The following is a 19,784-nucleotide window of genomic DNA, read 5'->3' as shown; positions in this document are numbered from 1 at the left end:
CCCTCTGCCCAAAATCCAAAACAAAAAAACAAAATTAAAATTCTTTTTTAGAGCAAGCCCGATTGCTATCGGGATTAAAGTAAAACATGCACATCACATAACACGGCATATCTGGTTACGGCTTTTATACAAAAGCCTCCACCCATATTTGCCTCCGCTACGCTACGGCAAACATCAGATATGCCGAAACGTTGTATGAAATACGCTTTTTCTTTTGGCTCCTGCAGTCGCCCGTTTTTCTATAACGATCAAATTGATTTTTCATTTAATATGGTGTTTCCTCCGCTATCGCTGCGGAAACGAATTATTTTATGAGGGAAAAACAAGGTGTATTCGCTTGCTCCATCCCTCGCAAGCGAATACAATTTAATATATATTTTTAAAACATATGCCTAACAGATCACGAGAAATCAATCAAGAACAAATCGCAAAAGAATCCAGACTTAAACAACCCGCTCCAGAAACAAAAGACAAACCTCAAAAACCGCACGCGATTGAAACATACTACGTGGGATTACCTGGCCAAGAAAAACTTGTCGCCAACACAGCATACGGCGAACAGGTCGGCATCCGTTCTTTTGACAGGAGTTCGGTGCTAGACACTGAAAGAGCCGCGATTGAACAAGCCGAAGAAAATACACTATCGGCAATGAAAGGAAAAGATATCACAGAAGTCGGCGATTTGGCTAAACGAACGATTGAGGCCAGCGGTCTTGAGGCAAAAGATGTCGGTAAGCTGGTAGAATTATTGGAACAAAAACAAAATATCATTTTGTTTGTTGACACTGAAACAATTAATGATCCATCAATTCCGCGCGAGGGTTTGCACTTGCTCATTCCCAAAGGTGAGGCGGAAAAATTACAGCCACATCTTCAAAATTTTGGATATGATGTAAATCAAATTGGTGATATTGGTATCAAAGCTGAAAAAGGCAATTCAAAACTAGTATTTATCTACTCACAAGAACGTTCAAAACAAAAAGCCGTATGAATACAAACATCACAAAATTGCTCATGAAATTGCTCTCTCACTACCAGGCTAGTGTGCAAGATATTGCGCATGAAAAAAATAAAATCGTAAAAGAAGCACAAGCAAAAATTGACGCGCTGAAAATTGAGCATGTTAAAAAACAAATCAATCAGTATGACCAATCCGGAAATTGAAAAATTAGCCCAGCGGGAAGCGACCGCGGAAAAACCGCCAGAAACTCCGGAGCGTGAACGCCTGCCGGATATTTCTAAAATCCAGAGAGAAATTGATACAGAAACAGACGCAGGGCTGAAAGCCGGACATGATACACTCTCAGCTTTGCAAAGCAAGGAACAAACAAGTGCCGAATTTCCGCCCGAACTAAATGCGCAATTTGCCGAAATTCAAAAAGAAACAGCGGATAAATTACGCCGGCTGGACTTATCTCTTGGTCGAATGAAGGAGCGATTTTTGTCCGTCGCTAATTTTTTAACAGGAGGTTTATTTGAGAGAGGGAGAAATAAACCAAAAGAGAAGAATAAATTTTTTACTGGATTTTACGTTGGCGAAAAACAGCTAGGGATAGGTTCAAAAGAACGTAGCAGATTAGAATCACAAGTAGATATGGGTCAAGTGAGAGAGCGAGCAAAAAATGCGGGCGAATACTTATCGGATAAAATACGTGGCAACGATGTTGTTTTACTTGGCGAAATACACACCCACGAAACTGTTGAAAAAAGAGCAACAGCAAGATTTCTTGAACAAGCCAAGGCCGCTGGCACAACGCATATAGGTTTAGAAATACCAGCGTATTATCAAGAGGCAGTTGATCATTATATGACTACCGGCAAATTTGACGACGCAGACGACCCGACCGACTACGAGCGAGTAGATGAATATCACCAATTATTTCGAGAACAGCTTACTGCTGGTGTTGACCCTAAAAATCAACCATTATTTGATTTTCAACGAGATGAAGGAGGACAATACCGTGCTATCAAACGAGAGGGCGTAACTGATGAAATGTTCGCTTTTGAACAACAAAAAATGTTTAAAAAAAACTTTTTATTCAAAAACCATTTGGACAAAAATTACCGTTTGTTAGAAGCAATACGCCAGTCTGGCTTGCGTCCATCTTGTATAGACGCAAATGCGACTTATGGCACAAACCAGGAACTTGATCGGGGTATGGAATCACTTGGACGCAATGGCGTGACAATGGAGACTTTAAAGGCAAAAGAGGCGGAACTGGAAAAACAACGAGATATCTTCATGATGCAAAAAATTCGCGAAGTTGTTGAAGGTGGCGGAAAAATGTTAGCGATTTTAGGCAACGCACATGTTGCGCGCGACAGCATGGAAGGCAGACAAAATGTTGCTGACCTACTTGACGAAACGGATATTAGAGCGTCATCCATAAATTTAGATCGTGAGTGCGATTCAGACGCAGAATTATCTTTTTTTCGTCGGGAAGAAAAAGTGCCAGACACCAGCGCAAATTCAGTATTATTTTCCGCAATAGGAAAAGATGAGGGACTTGCCGATAGATCAATTGGTTTCGACCTTGACCAAGGTATCACAGGAGAAAAAGCACCGGCCCCTTACGACGGGTATATACGACTAGGTGGAGCACTATAATTAATACGATTGTGTTGGCGGGGGGCGCAATTCACCCTTTTTGATTTTCCCTCTTGCGCCCCCGCCAAATGAAAAATCAATTTGATCTATAACAGAAAAACGACCCTATTGGGTTAAAAGAAAAAGCGTACATCATATAACAGCGTGTATGTGGCTACGGTTCCCCTATCGGTGAACCTTCGCCCATATCCGCCTAACGGCGGACATCACATACACGCGTACGTTATGCGGACATCACTCGCTTCGCTATTTTCCATATGGAAATAACAAGACACTTTACCGCTACAACCATAATAGTACACAAAAATAAAGTGCTTTTACATTTGCACAAAAAGCTCGGTATTTGGATTCCTGTTGGAGGCCATATCGACCGCGATGAATTGCCGCAGGAAGCCGCCTTGCGCGAAATAAAAGAAGAATCTGGCCTAGAAATAACAATGTATAATCCTGATAAACAAATAAAAATGGGAGATGCCAAGCAATTATTTCGCCCCATGCACATCTTGCTGGAAAATATCAATCAATTCCACCAACATATAGACTTTATCTATTATGCTTCAGCTAAATCTAATAAAATTAATCCGCAAAATGGAGAGACCACCAACCTAAAATGGTTTACTGCCAAGGAAATAAAAACTCTTGGGGGCGCCCCCAAAAATACAAAAGCACTTTCTTTGGAAGCCATCAAGCTACTAAAAAACAAAGCTTAATTTAGCCCACCTAAAGCAAAGCCCCTTGTTAAAAAATTACAAAAATAAAACATCCCCAGTTCTCACTAGGGATGTTTTAAATATTTCCTAAGCTTCCTCTGCCAGCCCTACCGCCTCCTCGCTTTCCTCTACTTCCACTTCTCTTTTCGGCAGATATGCCTCTTTATCATAGCCGCTACCACAGGGTATGAGCTTGCCTATAATCACATTCTCTTTAAGCCCTCTCAAATGATCAACCTTTCCGGTAATAGCCGCGTCAATAAGGACTCTTGTTGTTTCCTGGAAAGAAGCCGCTGACAAAAATGACTGTGTAGCTAAAGATGATTTAGTAATACCAAGTAGTATTGTATTGGCAATGGCCTTTTGTTTTTTCTCCTTATCCATCTTTTCATTTTCCTCATCCAAGTCGACTTTCTCTATAACTTCTCCGGGTGAAAACAGTGTATCGCCTGCGTCTTCAATCAAAACCTTGGAGAACATCTTTTTCACAATAACTTCAATATGTTTATCATTAAGCGGCTGACCCTGTGAAGAATAAACATATTGTATTTCTTTAATCACATAATTTTCTACTGCCCTCTGGCCTTTGAGTTTATAAAGCTCAAAAAGATCTATCGAGCCACTGGTCAGCTGATCTCCCTTTTCTACCCAATCTCCATTATTGACGAGTATCGTCACTCCACGACCTATCTCCATCTCTTTGACCACTTCTTCTTCTTTGACCACCTTGAGTATTGTCCGGCTCTCGTTTTCTTCTTCTATCACCACCTTGCCGTCAAATGGCGCTCTGATTTTTTTCTGCCCCTCCACTAAAATATCTCCCTTTTTTACCTTGGCATTATTTTTAACTGCTACCTTTTCCTGGTTTTTACCTTGCACAAAAAACTTCTCTTCTTCTGTCTCTACACCAGCAATCTTAATCAATTTTTCCCTAGTGATCTCATTATTAACTATCTCTACCGTGCCAGACACCGGCGCAATAATTGCCGGCTTCTTTACCGGCCGGGCCTCGAAAATCTCTTCTACCCTTGGCAAACCTTGGGTGATATCCCCGCTTCCGGCCACACCACCAGTATGAAAAGTTCTCATGGTCAACTGGGTACCCGGCTCACCAATACTCTGAGCGGCAATAATACCAACAGCTACACCATTTCTAACCAGATGATTATAGCCAAGATCCCAGCCATAACATTTGGCACAAGCTCCTCTCTTTGATTTACATGACAAAACCGATCTAATTTTTATTTCCTCTGGATCCAAAGCCTCTATTTTTTTGGCCAAATCCTCATCAACAACTTCGCCTGCCTTGGCCACTACTTTTCCCTTGGCATCTAGGATATCCTCTGAGAGCACTCTGCCTTTTATTCTTTTCACCACCGTCTCGTTCATCGCCTGTGATTCTTTTTTAGTTATCGCGACACCCTCTTCATCACCACAATCTTCCTCAGAAATAATTACATCCTGAGCCACATCTATTAATCTTCTAGTCAAATATCCTGCATTAGCGGTACGCAAAGCCGTATCTGAAAGTCCCTTTCTAGCACCATGAGTTGTAATGAAATATTCAAGCACTTGCATTCCCTCTTTCAACGATGCTTTCACTGGTAACTCAATCGTATCGCCACTCGGATTGGCCATAAGTCCTCTCATGCCCATCATCTGAGTCGTCTGCCCCCATGATCCTCTGGCACCAGAATTCATCATCGCAAATACCGATCCGCCCTTGTCCAGCTTTTCTTTACACAAATCAGCCACCTTATCTTTTACTCCAGCCCAAATTTCTACGATCTTCACGTGCCGTTCATCGTTGGTGAGAAAACCAAGATTATATTGATTTTCTACTTCCTCTACTTCTTTTTCCGCTTCCTCAAAAATGGCGTGCTTCTCAGGCAAATCAGGCAAATCATCCATACCCCAAGAAATCCCTGACAAAGTCACATATTTTATAGAAAGATCTTTTATGCTATCCAAAAATTCCACTGCACTCTCTGTGCCATCACTCTCTAGTACATTTCTAACTAAATTTTTTAGGGCGCCCTTATCCATTTGTTTATTCACAAAACCCATACTCTCTGGCACGATTCTATTAAAAATAAGACGGCCGATGCTTGTCTCCACCAATCCTTCTTTTTTCAAACGCACTTTTATCTTATCTTGAAGCCCGATCACGTTGGCTTCATAAGCCTGTGTGGCTTCTGTTTCGCTAGAAAAGATTTTTGTCTTTTCACCTTCTTTCTCTTTTATACTGGTCAAAATATAACAACCCAATACAAAATCCTGCGATGGCGTGATTGAAGGATCACCAGTTGCTGGTTTCAAAATATTTTTACTAGATAAAATTATCTCAGCCGCTTCTTGTTTTGCCTCTTCGGTCAAAGGCACATGCACTGCCATCTGGTCTCCGTCAAAATCTGCATTGAAAGGTGGACAAACCAAAGGATGGAGCTGTACCGCCTTACCTTCTATTAATATCGGTTTAAAAGCTTGAATACCCAAACGATGCAGCGTTGGCGCACGATTCAAAAGTACATGCGCCTTTTTGGTTATCTTTTCCAAAATATCCCAAACTTCACTTCTGTCAGATTCTATAAATCTATTGGCACTTCTAACATTATGTACATACTCCTTCTTTATGAGCTCCGCAATAATAAACGGCTTGAACAATTCCAAAGCCATTCTCTTTGGCAAACCACATTCATTTATTTTTAAATATGGTCCGACTACTATTACGCTTCTGCCCGAATAGTCTACTCTTTTACCGAGCAAATTCTGACGAAAACGACCCTGCTTGCCTTTCAAAATATCCGCCAAAGATTTAAGCATTCTTTTTTGTCCGGTTGACGCAGTCACCGTCTTGCCATGCCTGGCCGAATTATCAATCAGGGCGTCCACTGCCTCCTGAAGCATTCTTTTTTCGTTACGACAAATAACCTCTGGGGCTTCCAGCTCTATCAATTTTTTCAAACGGTTATTGCGATTTATCACCCGACGATACAAATCGTTCAAATCACTAGCCGCAAATCTCCCCCCGTCGAGCTGGACCATCGGCCGCAGATCCGGCGGGATTACCGGCAAACTTGTGATAATCATCCATTCAGGCTTTATCTGATTTTTTATCAAGGCATTAAACAATTTCAATCTTTTGGCCATCTTCTTTTTTGCCCCACCAGTAGTTTTTTTCATTTCTGCCTCTATCTGATCTATTGTCGCCTGCAAATTCAAATCCTGAAGTATACGATGAACTGCTTCTGCTCCAATACCTGCATCAAAAACATGTCCATATTTTAATGATAAATCCTGATAAGAACTCTCGGAAATAATTTTTAATGGTTTTAATTCTGACAATTCTTTTTTAGCTTTGTCCAAAGCCGCAGCTAGCTCATCCAATGCCTCTTTTTTGGCATTGTTAAGTTGATTAATCAGGGCCTCTTTTTTGGCTGGATCACTGCCACCGGCTTGCTTTATTCTATTATTAAAATCACCCTCTATCTGTTTCTTCCTAGATTTATATTCATCTTGTATCTGTTCTACTGTTTGTTGTTTCAACTCTTCGTCAACTTTTAAAATGATATAATCAGCAAAATATATCACTCTCTCCAATGCCTGTGGGGAAATATCCAAAACCAATCCCAATTTTGAAGGAATGCCGCGCAAAAACCAGATATGTGAGACTGGCACTACGAGATCAATATGCCCCATCCTCTCTCTTCGAACTATCGACCTGGTCACCTCCACTCCGCACTTATCACACACGATTCCCTTATAGCGTATTCTTTTATACTTGCCACAATAACACTCCCAATCTTTAGTCGGGCCAAAAATGCGCTCGCAAAATAAACCATCTTTTTCTGGCTTCTGTGTGCGGTAATTAATAGTCTCCGGCTTTAAAACCTCCCCATGTGACCACTTGTGTATTGCCTCAGGTGAGGCCACTTTGAGACGAATGCTATCAAAATCTAATACTGGTTGTTGGAATTCATTAAACATAAATCATTATTTATATATAATTAGGATTCCTCTCCATCTTCTCCTGCTGCCTCTTCTGTAGCTTTTTCCTTTATCTCTTTCTTTGTCATGCCGTCCACTATCTTAAACTCTCCATCTTTGTTCACCACCCCGCCCTCTTTCATTAGTTCCACATCCAGGCATAGCCCCTTGAGCTCTCTTATCAAAACATTAAAAGATTCTGGGATATTTAGCTTGCTAATTGCCTCACCCTTGATTATCGATTCATAGGCTTTTGACCTGCCCGGCACATCATCTGATTTTATGGTCAAAATTTCCTGCAATGTATAAGCCGCACCATAAGCCTCAAGCGCCCAGACCTCCATTTCCCCAAATCTCTGCCCGCCGAATTGAGCCTTACCGCCAAGTGGTTGTTGTGTTACCAAAGAATATGGACCAATTGACCTCTGGTGGATTTTATCCTCCACCATATGCACCAACTTTAACATATAGATATAACCAACCGTACTAGGATTTTTAAATGGCTCACCAGTTCTGCCATCAATCAAAACCATCTTGCCTGTCTTTGAATAACCAAGTTCCTCAAGTTCTTTTTTTATTGTTTCTTCTGGCACTCCGTCCAAGGGCGGCGTCACCACCTTCAACCCTCTATCGTGAGCTACCAGCCCCAAATGGGTTTCCAATATTTGCCCCAAGTTCATTCTCGATGCCACGCCCAAAGGATTCAAAATAATATCTACTGGCGTACCATCTGGTAGTCTGGGCATATCTTCTACCGCCACGATTCTTGAGACTACACCCTTATTGCCATGACGCCCAGCCATCTTGTCCCCCACTTGTATTTTTCTCATATGAGCCACGGAAACTTGGATCTGTTTTATTACCCCAGCTGGCAACTTATCACCCGCTGCTCTAGTAAATAATTTTATATCCACAACTTTTCCGTGTTCACCATGCTCCAAATATAAAGAGGTATCTCTAACTTCTTTGGCCTTTTCACCAAAAATTGCCCGAAGCAATCTCTCTTCAGCCGTCAACTCTGTTTCTCCTTTTGGTGTTATTTTCCCCACCAAGATATCACCTGAGGAAACTTCAGCTCCAATTCTTACCACGCCGTCTTCATCCAGATTTTTGAGTTTTTCTTCTCCAATATTTGGTATGTCTCTAGTCACGACCTCTGGCCCCAACTTTGTCTCGCGTACATCAATAATATAATCCTCAATATGAATAGAAGTATACTTGTCGTTGTGAACCAATTTTTCGGAAAGTAATATAGCATCTTCATAATTACCGCCTTCCCAAGGCATAAAAGCCACCAATAAATTTTGTCCCAAAGCCAACTCCCCTTGATCGCAAGCAGCACTATCAGCCAAAACATCCCCCTTCTTCACCTTGTCTCCTTTTTCTATTATTACTCGCTGATTTAAACACGTTGAAGCATTGGATCTAACAAATTTTACCAAATTATGAGTTCTTATGTTGCCATCTTCTTCCAAAATTTCTATTTTGTCCGCTTGAACATTCAAAACCGTGCCATCATTTTCTGCCGCCAAAACCTGCCCCGAACCAATCGCCGCTGATCTCTCAATGCCTGTTGCCACGAGCGGAGCCCCTGGCTTTATTACTGGCACTGCCTGTCTTTGCATGTTTGTACCCATAAGGGCCCTCACGGCGTCATCATGCTCCAAAAATGGTATCAAAGATGTCCCCACTGAAACTATCTGATTTGGCGCCACATCCATATAATCAATCTCTTCTACTGATCCCAAAACTGGCTCGCCCTCTTTTCTAATAGCTGCTTTTTCTTGTAAAAAATTACCCTGATCATCAATCGGAGTCGTTGCTGCCGTAGTTGTTGATTTTTCCTCAGCAAAAGCATCCAAATAAACTATTTCCTTTGTCACCCTTGGTTTATTGCTCTCGCTTTTTATTACTTTTCTATAGGGTGTTTCTATAAAACCATAATTATTCACCCGGGCATAAGAAGACAAATGGCCGACTAGCCCGATATTTGGACCCTCTGGCGTAGCAATTGGACAAATCCTGCCATAATGAGTACGATGTACATCTCTCACTTCAAAGCCTGCTCTCTCGCGCGAAAGCCCCCCCGGGCCCATGGCAGAAATTCTGCGCTTATGTTCCAACTCAGCCAAAAGATTTGTCTGATCCATGAATTGGGAAAGCTGTGAAGACATAAAAAACTCCTTCACTGCTCCCATAATTGGTCTGGCATTAATAAGCTGTGCTGGATTAACGCTAGCTATGTCCACCGTGCTCATCTTGTCCACTATTGCTCTCTCCATTCTGGCCATCCCCAAACGAAATCTATTTTGTATCAATTCGCCCACCGCCCTGATCCTTCTATTACCAAGATGGTCTATATCGTCTGCCTCTCTTTGGCTGATATTAAGTTTAATTATTTCTTTTAAAATATTTTCCAAATCGCTCTTCTTAAAAACCCTGTTTTCTCTATCCAAAGGTGAATTTTCCCCAAAACGCTGGTTGAGCTTATAACGTCCCACCTTGCCAAAATCATATCTATCAAAATTAAAAAACATTGAATGTATCAAGGTCCTAGCGTTGTCGGTTGTTGCCAAATCTCCCGGTCTTATTCTTTTATAAACTTCTCTCAAGCCATCAGCTTCTGTTTTAGCTGGATCCTTTTCCAAGGTGATATTTATATATTTAAAATCAGGCAATATGTCGACATCCCTAAAGATTTCCTTTATCTCCTCATCGGTTGTATAACCAAAAGCCCGCATAAGTGAAGTTATCGGCACTTTTCTTTTTCTATCTATCTTCACCGTGATCACCCCATTGGCTCCTGTCTCTATTTCCAACCAAGCTCCCCTATTTGGAATAATTTTTGCTCCATAATATCTCTTACCCATTATATATTCTGAAGTAAAAAATACTCCCGCCGATCTTATAAGTTGAGAAACTATCACCCTTTCAATCCCGTTAATGATAAAGGTTCCCCTGTCGGTCATCAAAGGAAAATCAGCCAAATAAACCTCCTGTTCCTTTACTTCACCAGTTCTTTTATTCACCAGTTTTGTCTTTACACGAAGTGCCGCTTCATAGGTTGTATTTCTCTTACGAGCCACCACTTCGTCAAACCTTGGTTCATCCAAAAAATAATCGGAAAAATATAATTCCAAATCTCTCCCAATATAATCTCTTATTGGATTGATCTCTTCAAACAATTCTCTTAACCCCTCATCTACAAACCACTTATAAGAATTCTTTTGGCTCTCTATTAAATCAGGCAAATCATGAACATCATGTTTGCGCCCGAAATAAAATCTCTCATTTTTCCTGTTCGTATTAGACATTTTTTAAAATAGTTTACGAATAACAAAAATGTACACAAAAAAATAACTCGGCAACCACCTTGCAGCCGGCCGAAATTTGTGTATTAAAGGATATTTTTATTTGATTTGATAAACTGCCTTAAAATCATTAATATTTTGGGTAATATCATCCTAAAGGCAGGTGTGGATAAATAAAATATTGTCTTCCTTTACAATATCACCAACCACAAGTTCTGTCAAATATTTGGCCAAAACTTGAAAAAAAAAGCATTTTAGTGTATGTTTATCTAAGTAAGCTTCAACTTTAGCTTTTTTATTGTTTTCTAGCCCAAAAGCTAATTTTTTACCCCAGTGTCCCCAATTCCGCAAATTTTCTTTAAAAATTATAAAAATTAATTATTATTCGGAAATTAAGACTGAAAGTTTTTTAATTATTTTATGCCCCCGTAGTTCAATGGATAGAACACCAGCCTTCTAAGCTGGTTATAGGGGTTCGATTCCTCTCGGGGGTACCAGCTCAACAAAAAGATATTTAGGGGTGACTATAGTTTAGTAGTAGAACAGTCCCCCACCAAAACCCCCAAGCAGACAAGGATGTTGGGGGGTGACTATAGTTTAATGGTAGAACAGCGGGTTGTGGTCCCGCTAGCGAGGGTTCAATTCCCTCTAGTCACCCCCGGACACCCTTCCTCCAAATTTTGGTGGGGGATGGTCCCGCTAGTCTGGGTTTTTATCCCGAGTTTATCTCGGGACAAATCCCAGCCCGCTTCGACTTGCGCCAGCCTCGCCTAACGAGTCTAGGCGGGTCCAGCGAGGCGAGTAGTCACCCCCGAGTATCTTTTTTCAAAAACATCAATCTATCAGATTGATGTTTTTGTTTTTAAATAAACTCTTGACTTATTTTTCTCTTTTGTTAGAGTAAAAACTGAACATTCCAACAAAGGAGGACGGATATGTTCTTCGTATCGCAACTCCTAAATTGGAGTGCCCAGGTGGCAGTTAGGTTTTTGTGCCCAACTGTACCTCAATGGGTGGCTGCTCACTGCGAGCCGGCCACCCGAATGCCCAAAAAAAAGATGAGGTCGAGGACATGGAAAGCCGCCCACATCATTTTGGGCTTGGCACTCCAGGCGAGGTGTCTGTCTCAATACCATCAACAATTATATTGAGCAAAAGGATTCATGCCCAATGCGGTGGCATCTCGCCCAAATAAAAACGGCGTTCTGTGCATTTTGCAGATCGCCGTTCTTTTTTTGCCTTTTTTATTATTTCACCAAGAAATACACGCCATCCATCTTAGCAATTTCGATCGCCTTTTGGATAGCCCCCTTGGTATTGGAGGATGCCTGATCACTTTGTAAATATGTATCTGAATTTACAAAAATAACCAAACAATCCTGGGCTCTTGTCAGAGCCACCACGACCCTCTCTTCGTGGTGATTAAATCCTATGTTAAAAAGCATATTCGAGTTAACCATGGAGAGCAAAATTCTCCGCCGCTGAGAGCCCTGAAAGGCATCCACCGTGTTTACAATCTCCGGTATATTGGCATCAAATTCTTCTTGCTCAACTCTAAGGGCAAAAATCAATGGCGCTCGGAGTTTCTTTCTTACTTCCCGAACTTGCCCCTGATAAAAAGTGATAATGCCAACCAAATCAGGATCCGGTGATTGTTTCCAATAGCGTTTGAAAACTTGCGCGAGTAGCTTTGCCTCACGCCTATTGATGAGAGAGTTGCCGCTCGGCTCATCCCATCTATCCTGCGCCTTACAGAAATCATAGACAATTACTTGCCCCTGATTGCCATCTTCAAAGCGTCCAGGGATCACCTGCCCACCATAAAAAACATTAAACACCTCAATAATTTTGGGTAGTGATCGTCGGCAAATCCTCAAAAAAATACTGGTCAACAAACCCTTTTTGAGAAAAGTTTTTAAAAGCCCGGCGTCAAAATCGTCAATCTCTTCAAATCTTGAGCCGCTTTCCTGCAGCTCCGAGCGCGCTTCTCTTGACAAAGGAATATTCGAAAGCTGCTGCCGGTCGAGGGTATTTATCACTTTTTCCCTAGTTATGCTATAAAGAAAAACTACTTCATAGACATGGCCACGGCTAGCCTCATCCAGAAAAGATACATCTGGATAAATTCCAGCCTCCAGCATCTTTTTAATAGTCTCATCAACTATGAGACCATTTAAAGTACAAGCGATAATAACTCCCTTCCCACTATTAATCGCTTTCTGAATTTCAGCCAGCTCCAATTCACTGGCTTTTCCAGCTTCAAATCTATTTAGGCGGTGAAATGGTAGATTGACTTTCTCTATCATTTGTCTACCATTTCCTAGACGAAAGATAAATGGATATTGTTCTTTACCCAAATTAAGCACAACCTCATTGAGTAAAACATCCAAGCCTTTATTGCTATGAGAAACCAAAAAGATAATCTTGCCCTGTTGATAAAAATTTTTAGCCGCCATAGCTTGGAGTGTTGTCTTGCCAGATCCGCCAATACCCTCTATGCAGGTGACTGGCTGATTGCTCATCGTCGCCGCTAGAGCTTCACATTGCCACTGATCACACAAAATTTTGCGGCCTCTCGGATCAATTTTTACTTCATCCGGAAACTTGGTCGCTGAATTATTCGCCGAGCCAGCCAAGACTCTCAATGGCAATGTTCCTTCATTCACCTCCAAATTATGAACCATCTCTAGATACCTATTGTGCATCGCCTTATTAACTATTTTTTGAAAGCATGTAAGTCTTGATACTTTTTTTCGAGTCAATGGAACGCCAAATTTAAAAGTAATAATCTGGCGATCACCTGTATCTACCCCCACCACCGAAGCCGGATACTTTCTGCCGTCACTGTCCCTAAACATGGCCCAATCTTCCAAATTAAATACTCCCACCCCTTTGTGGACATGGACTTCGGGGAAATATCTTACCGAGACTATGGAGACCTTTTTTTTACCAGCCGAGCCGTCAGTTCGCATGGTGAAGTGGCACGGAAACCTTTTTTTTTCTACTTCTGCCAACCAATCAAGATACCAGCCTAAATATCTCTCCCCCGTATAATACATGCTGTTAAAACCATGGGTTCTCTTGCTCATGGTTTCGTCGCCATCCATTAGGGGCACCGTCTTTTTTGCCAAGTCGCTATCGATGTTAAAAACACCGTCATCGACTTGTTGCAATATTTTCTCCTGCTTCAAGAATGGTGTACTAAGCAGGCTGAAAAAAGCATCCCAGCTGGCAAAATGGTGGTAATCGTGTTCATTCACACCCTGCCCCCAAACCACTGTCAAAAGTGGAGAGAAGTGCTTTGCGCCGCCTTGACAGACCACTACCGTCGCCGAGGCAAACTTTGCCTTAAATGCCTCTGCTCGCCTCAATCCCTGATTTACTGCAAGAATCAAGTCAGGCTCGAAATCTAAACTTTCCAGACCATTCTCATCAGCTAGAGTGAACGGCACTTCACGTTCATGGAATTGCTGGCTAAAAAAATTTTCGCCCTTAGCCACCAAAACCACTTTCTGATAACATAGTTCTTGATTCATCTTGTCCTCCCAAACCTTATATTGATATGTCAATTTTTGTTTTCTAGTATTTAAACAATCTAACCATAAACGCCGCCAAAAGTCAAAAAAAATTACACCCAAAAAATTACCACCAGTGAGACAATTGTGGTATAATAACCATATAAAAATTAACCAACTACTATGCTCTTGGATCAAATCTTTAAAATCGGCGTCGACAAAGGCGCCTCTGACGTCCACCTCGTCGTCAATGAACCACCAATTATCAGAATCAATGGTGTTCTTTATCGTCTTGATGATTTTGGTATTATCAACAAAAAGAAAGTTGAAGAATTAATATATACCATCCTAACGCCCAAACAAAAAGAAGATTTTATCAATACTCGAGAAATGGATGTCTCCCATGAACTTAGCTCCGGAGAACGTTTTCGTGTCAATCTTCATTTTGAAAAAGGTAATCCCGGACTGGTCGCCCGCATTATCAACACCGAACCGCCAACCATGGAATCAACTAATATGCCCCAAATTGTCTATCGGCTAGCCGAGCTCAATCAAGGCCTGATTATTCTTACTGGCCCAACCGGCTGCGGTAAGTCCACCTCACTCGCCGCCATTATCAACTATATAAATAACTCCCGTGCTGCCAATATCATAACCATGGAAGATCCGATTGAATTCGTCTTTCAGCCGCAAAAAAGCATTATCCGCCAGCGCCAATATGGTTTTGATTTTGTTTCTTTCCCCGAAGCCCTAAAACATGTATTAAGACAAGACCCCAACGTCATTATGGTTGGCGAAATGCGCGACCTAGAAACAATCTCGTCTACTATCACCCTAGCAGAAACCGGGCACCTTGTTTTGACCACCCTCCACACACCCAATGCCTCTCAAACAATAGACAGAATTATTGACATCTTCCCACCTCACCAGCAAGATCAGATACGTATGCAGTTGTCTATGTGTCTTATTGGTGTTATCGCCCAACAACTCCTCCCCGCTCCAGACGGACAAAGCCGCGTCGTGGCCAGAGAAATCATGATCAACACCCCAGCTGTCGCCAACCTCATCAGAGAAAACAAAATTGCCCAGATAAAAACCGTTATCCAAACCTCCTCAGACGATGGCATGATCAGTATGGACCAATACCTACAACAACTTATCAAGGAAAAACTAATCACCAAGGAAATTGCCAAAAAATACGCGATTGATGGCTCTGTGTTTAATGAATAATTGATCATAATTTAAAAACCACCAATAGCCGCGGACTTAAAAGCACACTATAAAAATTAGGGGCTAAAAAATCCCTCCGTGTATGCGGAAGGATTTTTTGTTCTTATAAATTCTTTTTCTTATAATACTGCTTCTTTTGCGGCCTTGGCTACTCTAAATTTTACTACTGTTTTGGCCGGGATCTTGATAGTCTCGCCAGTTGCCGGGTTTCTACCCTCTCTAGCTTTGCGCATAACCTTTACCATTTTACCCATACCAGGCACTACGAATTCGCCATTCTTCTTTACTTCAGAATAAGCTAATTCGACCATTTTTTCCAAAAAAGAAGCAACGTCTTTTTTGGTCATACCAGTCTTGTCTGCCAAAGCTTGTAACAAGGCTGATTTCGTCATTTTGGCCATATTTTTCTACATTTAGTTTATAACTTTACCCCGCCTTTGGCGAGATAAAAGGGCCATAGATCTATCTTCCAGATCGCTCTGGCCTACAGCCAAAATATCTGGAAAAATTAGATTTATATAGTAATTATGGCATTTTTCAAAAAACTATGCAAATACCATATATAAATTTAAATTTGAGTTTTAAATTTTACATTTTATTTACATTCTCCCCAATTATTACCAATAGACATCTCTGCCACTATTGGACACTTAAATTTATAAACACTTTCCATCGTTTCTTTCATTTTTTTGCCAATCACCTCTGCCATATTGTCTGGAGCTTCGAATACCAACTCATCATGCACCTGCAAAACCATTTTTATCTCCCCAAGCTTATCTTTTTTAAGCATCTCATCTATTTTTATCATCGCCAGCTTCATCAGGTCAGCCGCCGTACCTTGGATTGGTTGATTGACCGCCATTCTCTCTGCTGCCGCCCTTAGCTGTTGGTGTTCAGCATTGATCTCTGGCAAATAACGTTTCCGGCCAAAAAGCGTCTCCACATATTCATTTTCATGTGCCTGCTCAATGGTTTCCTCCAAATAATTTTTCAAATCACCAAATATCTCAAAATATTTTTCAATAAAAAGCATTGCCTCTTCATAACTCGTCCCGGTTCTCTGCGCCAAGCCCCTAGCCCCCAGCCCATACAAAACCCCAAAGTTTACTTCTTTGGCCTTGCGCCTCATTTCTGGTGTCACCGCTTCTGGTTTTACACCAAAAACCTCTGCCGCCGTTCGCCGATGGATATCCTCACTATTTTTAAAAGCTTGCAACATTTTCTTATCACCCGACATTGAAGCCGCAATCCTGAGCTCTATCTGCGAATAATCTATCGTTACTATCTTAAAACCCTTGGGTGCCACAAATGCCTGCCTAATTTTTTTGCCCAATTCTGTTCTGATAGGAATATTTTGTAAGTTTGGCTCTGAAGATGACAGCCTCCCGGTCGCTGTTACTGTCTGATTAAATGAAGCATGGATCCGGCCGGTCTTTGGGTTTATCAACTCCGGCAAAGCATCTGTATAGGTGCTCTTCAATTTTGACAATTCCCGATGCTCCAAAATCAAATCAATAATCGGATGAACGCCCTGCAGTTTGTCCAGCTCTGCTGCGGCTGTTGAGGTTCCCGTTTTGGTTTTTGCCAACCCCAACCTTGAAATCCCCATCTCATCAAACAAAACCTCTTTAAGTTGTATTGGCGAACGCACATTAAATTCCCGCCCTGCCATTTTATAAATCTTTTTCTCCAATTCTTTTATTCTTTCCCCTGCTTCACGACTCATCTTGCCAAGAAATTTTACATCAACCAAAACCCCATTTTTCTCAATTTCAGCCAAAACTGAAATTAATGGCGTCTCAATTTTATCCATCAATTCTCGCAATTTGTTTTTTATCAATTGTTTGTCCAATCTTTTATACAACCGCCAAGTATAGTCAGCATCCTCAATCGCATAATCCGCCACCCTGTTTAATTCTACTTTATCCATTGTAATCTGGTCTTTCCCCTTACCTATCAGACTCTCTATCGGTGTCATCTCATAACCAAATTCAGTGAATACCACCGCATCAAGATTGTGCTGTCTTGTCCCCGGGTTCAAAAGATAAGACGCCACCATGGTATCAAATTCCACTCCTTTCAGTTCCAATCCCGCCCCAGCCAAAGTCTCCATATCAAATTTAATATTATGCCCCACCTTCTTAATACCCCCATCCGCCAAAATCTGTTTTAATTTATTTAATAATAATTGAAAATTGAAAATTGAAAATTGAAAATTTCTTCCGACAGGCAGGTAATACCCTTTCCCCTCTTCAAAACTAAAACTAATTCCAATCAAATCAGCCTGAAACGGATCCAGCCCATTTGTCTCTGTATCAATGGCAAATATTTTTTGTTTTCCGAGTTCCACCAAAAACCTTTCTACTTTCTCTTGGCTATCAACCAATATATATCCTTTTCCTATTTCAAAATCAACCTTTCTTTCTTCTCTAGTCTCCTCTCTTTTAGCAAACAAACTCCCCTGCCCCCTTGTCAGCTCTTTTTCCGCTGCGGGAATTCGGGCGATCAATGATTTAAAATTCCACGCCTGAAATAATTCTACAATTTTTGGTGCGTCAAATGGTCTCACTCGGCACCCTTCCAAGTCAAATTTCATTGGCACATCTGTCTTAATCGTCGCCAACTCCTTGGACAAAAACGCTTCTTTTTTATGCTCCATCAATTTCTCTAATACCGCTCCTTTTATTTTTAAATCTTTTTGATTTTGGATTTTGGATTTGATTAGAAATTTGGATTTTGGATTTTGGGTTTGTTCAACATACTCATACACTTTTTCCAGCGTCCCAAATTCTTTTATCAATTCCGTTGCCGTCTTCTCCCCTATACCTTTCACTCCCGGTATATTATCCGACGGATCGCCTCTAAGCGCCTTGTAATCAACCATTGCCTCCGGGCCAAATCCATACCGCGCTCTGACCGCCGTCTCATCATAAATAATTGTATCTGCAATGCCTTTTTTTAGAGTGTAAACTTTGGTATTATCACCTATCAGCTGCAAAGTATCCATATCCCCCGTCACAACCACACTCTCAATTTCGTTCCCTTTTTGGATTTTGGATTTTGGATTTTGTTTGACATTAAAATTTTGGATTTTTTTTACAATAGTCCCTATCAAATCATCGGCTTCAAACCCCTTTACGGCAAAAATCGACATATTAAACGCCCCAATCATCTCTTTCACCAAATCAATTTGGCTATACAATTCATCAGGCTGCTTTTCCCTTTGCGCCTTATACTCTTTATACATTTCCAAGCGAAAAGTTTCTTTCGATACGTCAAAACACACCGCCACATATTCCGGCTTTATGTCTTTCAAAACTTTCAATAAAATATTGGCAAAACCATAGACCGCATTGACCAGAACCCCGTCCTTGGTCATCAAAGGCGGCAGGGCATGAAACGCCCGATGGACTATTGCATTGGCATCAATTATAGCTATTTTTTCCTTTTTCATATAATATATTCTATCATTTAAACCAACAATTATCCATTAAATTTTCCCACACTCACAATATTCCTTCCATTCCACCAACACGCCCTCTTCCCATCCAAAGAATAATAATTCTCCACCACCTCAAACTCCGCCTCCCGCATCAATTTTCTCAACTCCACCAAATTAAACGCTCGGTAATAAAGCTCCCCGACCCTTTTTTTGTCTCCACTCTGCCATCTCGTCATCGCATCCCTAAATCCTAAACCAAATTTTGGAATTTGAAATTTGGGATTTATTTTGGATTTGGAATTTGAAATTTGGGATTTATTTGTATCTTGTATCTTGTATCTTGAAAATTGTAATTTATATCTCCACATGTTCTTCCCCGCCCCCACCTGCCACATATTCCAATTCGTCATCACCACCACTCCGCCCGGCTTTAATATTTTTTTTATCTCTTCCAAAACTTTCAATCTATTTTCTTCTCCCGCAATATGGTTCAAACTCGCAAACATAAATACCACATCAAAATTTTTCTCTCCCAGTTTTTCCAGCTCCAACATATCCAACACCCTAAAAACTGTTTTGAGTTTTGAGTTTTGAGTTTTGAGTTTATCTTCTGCCTCTCCCACCAATCCTTCTGACACGTCCACTCCCCAATATTCCACCTCCGGTAAAACCTCCAAAAGTCTCCCATTCCCACACCCCAAATCCAACACCTTCATCCCCGGCTTTACATACTTTTTGACCAATATCTCCATCTCGGGCCACACCCTATTTCTCGTCGCTGAAAAATCCGCCGCAATCATCTCGTAGGTCTTTTTGCTAATTTCCATTATTCTTTTTGCTTGTTCATTATTCATATATCCTCAATCTAACACAAAAAATGAATTATGAATAATGTATTATGAATTATGGTATTTATTCGTATATTCATAACTGATTTGTATATTCGTAGATTCCTTGACTATCTCCCCCCTACTTATATAA

The 19,784-nt window shown here is 41.0% G+C and carries 12 protein-coding genes and 2 tRNA genes; 8 read left to right on the top strand and 6 right to left on the bottom strand.

What is annotated here, in order from left to right; genetic code table 11:
• The first annotated feature begins 388 nt into the window (after window positions 1-388).
• From GYA54_04580 to GYA54_04565, 4 genes are all read left to right on the top strand, one after another.
• The gene (locus tag GYA54_04580; protein NMC51960.1) at window positions 389-991 is read left to right on the top strand and encodes a hypothetical protein; all 603 of its coding nucleotides are present in this window, start codon (window positions 389-391) and stop codon (window positions 989-991) included.
• Window positions 988-1,164, top strand: coding sequence for a hypothetical protein (locus GYA54_04575; protein NMC51959.1), 177 nt, complete (start codon window positions 988-990; stop codon window positions 1,162-1,164). The genes GYA54_04580 and GYA54_04575 overlap by 4 nt, the downstream gene beginning before the upstream one ends.
• Window positions 1,145-2,608, top strand: a complete 1,464-nt coding sequence (locus GYA54_04570; GenBank protein ID NMC51958.1) for a ChaN family lipoprotein — start codon at window positions 1,145-1,147, stop codon at window positions 2,606-2,608. Before GYA54_04575 ends, GYA54_04570 begins: the two co-directional genes overlap by 20 nt.
• 257 nt (window positions 2,609-2,865) lie before the next feature.
• Window positions 2,866-3,318 carry an NUDIX domain-containing protein gene (locus GYA54_04565; protein ID NMC51957.1) on the top strand — a complete coding sequence of 151 codons (453 nt, stop codon included), beginning with the start codon at window positions 2,866-2,868 and terminating at the stop codon, window positions 3,316-3,318.
• Between the two features lie 87 nt (window positions 3,319-3,405).
• Here the strand turns inward: GYA54_04565 and rpoC are convergent, their stop codons facing one another.
• Together rpoC and GYA54_04555 are read right to left on the bottom strand one after the other, a co-directional pair.
• Entirely contained in the window at window positions 3,406-7,305 is a 3,900-nt protein-coding gene (gene rpoC / locus GYA54_04560; protein NMC51956.1) for a DNA-directed RNA polymerase subunit beta', read from the bottom strand.
• A 20-nt stretch (window positions 7,306-7,325) separates the two neighbouring features.
• Window positions 7,326-10,619 carry a DNA-directed RNA polymerase subunit beta gene (locus GYA54_04555; protein ID NMC51955.1) on the bottom strand — a complete coding sequence of 1,098 codons (3,294 nt, stop codon included), beginning with the start codon at window positions 10,617-10,619 and terminating at the stop codon, window positions 7,326-7,328.
• A 419-nt stretch (window positions 10,620-11,038) separates the two neighbouring features.
• On the opposite strand from GYA54_04555, the gene GYA54_04550 reads away from it, so the two are divergent.
• The 3 genes from GYA54_04550 (at window position 11,039) to GYA54_04540 (ending at window position 11,811) form a co-directional block, all read left to right on the top strand.
• Window positions 11,039-11,113 (top strand) — tRNA-Arg (locus GYA54_04550).
• An 89-nt stretch (window positions 11,114-11,202) separates the two neighbouring features.
• Window positions 11,203-11,273 (top strand) — tRNA-His (locus GYA54_04545).
• Between the two features lie 352 nt (window positions 11,274-11,625).
• The gene (locus GYA54_04540; GenBank protein ID NMC51954.1) at window positions 11,626-11,811 is read left to right on the top strand and encodes a hypothetical protein; all 186 of its coding nucleotides are present in this window, start codon (window positions 11,626-11,628) and stop codon (window positions 11,809-11,811) included.
• A 52-nt stretch (window positions 11,812-11,863) separates the two neighbouring features.
• Here GYA54_04540 and GYA54_04535 read toward each other — a convergent pair whose 3' ends face one another.
• Complete coding sequence (locus GYA54_04535) at window positions 11,864-14,152, bottom strand: hypothetical protein (protein NMC51953.1); 2,289 nt, start codon at window positions 14,150-14,152, stop codon at window positions 11,864-11,866.
• A gap of 162 nt (window positions 14,153-14,314) precedes the next feature.
• Here GYA54_04535 and GYA54_04530 point away from each other — a divergent pair, with 162 nt between their 5' ends.
• Window positions 14,315-15,361 (top strand): PilT/PilU family type 4a pilus ATPase, encoded by a 1,047-nt coding sequence (locus tag GYA54_04530; GenBank protein NMC51952.1) that lies wholly within the window; start codon window positions 14,315-14,317, stop codon window positions 15,359-15,361.
• A 119-nt stretch (window positions 15,362-15,480) separates the two neighbouring features.
• Here GYA54_04530 and GYA54_04525 read toward each other — a convergent pair whose 3' ends face one another.
• The 3 genes from GYA54_04525 to GYA54_04515 all read right to left on the bottom strand — a co-directional run bounded on the left by GYA54_04525 (window position 15,481) and on the right by GYA54_04515 (window position 19,657).
• Entirely contained in the window at window positions 15,481-15,762 is a 282-nt protein-coding gene (locus GYA54_04525) for an HU family DNA-binding protein (GenBank protein NMC51951.1), read from the bottom strand.
• A 194-nt stretch (window positions 15,763-15,956) separates the two neighbouring features.
• Window positions 15,957-18,815 (bottom strand): DNA polymerase I, encoded by a 2,859-nt coding sequence (polA, locus tag GYA54_04520; protein NMC51950.1) that lies wholly within the window; start codon window positions 18,813-18,815, stop codon window positions 15,957-15,959.
• A gap of 29 nt (window positions 18,816-18,844) precedes the next feature.
• Window positions 18,845-19,657, bottom strand: coding sequence for a class I SAM-dependent methyltransferase (locus GYA54_04515; protein NMC51949.1), 813 nt, complete (start codon window positions 19,655-19,657; stop codon window positions 18,845-18,847).
• Window positions 19,658-19,784: the final 127 nt, after the last annotated feature.

The sequence above is a fragment of the Candidatus Kuenenbacteria bacterium genome (genome assembly GCA_012797775.1).
GTDB lineage: Bacteria > Patescibacteriota > Patescibacteriia > UBA2196 > GWA2-42-15 > JAAZMX01.
This window is presented reverse-complemented; position numbering and strand designations above follow the sequence as displayed.

What these genes read in the sequence shown, in the direction of transcription:
- GYA54_04565 (NMC51957.1), top strand. Translation starts at nt 2,866, where the DNA reads ATGGAAATAACAAGACACTTTACCGCTACAACCATAATAGTACACAAA.
- GYA54_04535 (NMC51953.1), bottom strand. Translation starts at nt 14,152, where the DNA reads ATGAATCAAGAACTATGTTATCAGAAAGTGGTTTTGGTGGCTAAGGGC.
- polA (NMC51950.1), bottom strand. Translation starts at nt 18,815, where the DNA reads ATGAAAAAGGAAAAAATAGCTATAATTGATGCCAATGCAATAGTCCAT.
- GYA54_04570 (NMC51958.1), top strand. Translation starts at nt 1,145, where the DNA reads ATGACCAATCCGGAAATTGAAAAATTAGCCCAGCGGGAAGCGACCGCG.
- GYA54_04530 (NMC51952.1), top strand. Translation starts at nt 14,315, where the DNA reads ATGCTCTTGGATCAAATCTTTAAAATCGGCGTCGACAAAGGCGCCTCT.
- GYA54_04580 (NMC51960.1), top strand. Translation starts at nt 389, where the DNA reads ATGCCTAACAGATCACGAGAAATCAATCAAGAACAAATCGCAAAAGAA.
- GYA54_04555 (NMC51955.1), bottom strand. Translation starts at nt 10,619, where the DNA reads ATGTCTAATACGAACAGGAAAAATGAGAGATTTTATTTCGGGCGCAAA.
- GYA54_04515 (NMC51949.1), bottom strand. Translation starts at nt 19,657, where the DNA reads ATGAATAATGAACAAGCAAAAAGAATAATGGAAATTAGCAAAAAGACC.
- GYA54_04540 (NMC51954.1), top strand. Translation starts at nt 11,626, where the DNA reads ATGGGTGGCTGCTCACTGCGAGCCGGCCACCCGAATGCCCAAAAAAAA.
- GYA54_04575 (NMC51959.1), top strand. Translation starts at nt 988, where the DNA reads ATGAATACAAACATCACAAAATTGCTCATGAAATTGCTCTCTCACTAC.
- GYA54_04525 (NMC51951.1), bottom strand. Translation starts at nt 15,762, where the DNA reads ATGGCCAAAATGACGAAATCAGCCTTGTTACAAGCTTTGGCAGACAAG.
- rpoC (NMC51956.1), bottom strand. Translation starts at nt 7,305, where the DNA reads ATGTTTAATGAATTCCAACAACCAGTATTAGATTTTGATAGCATTCGT.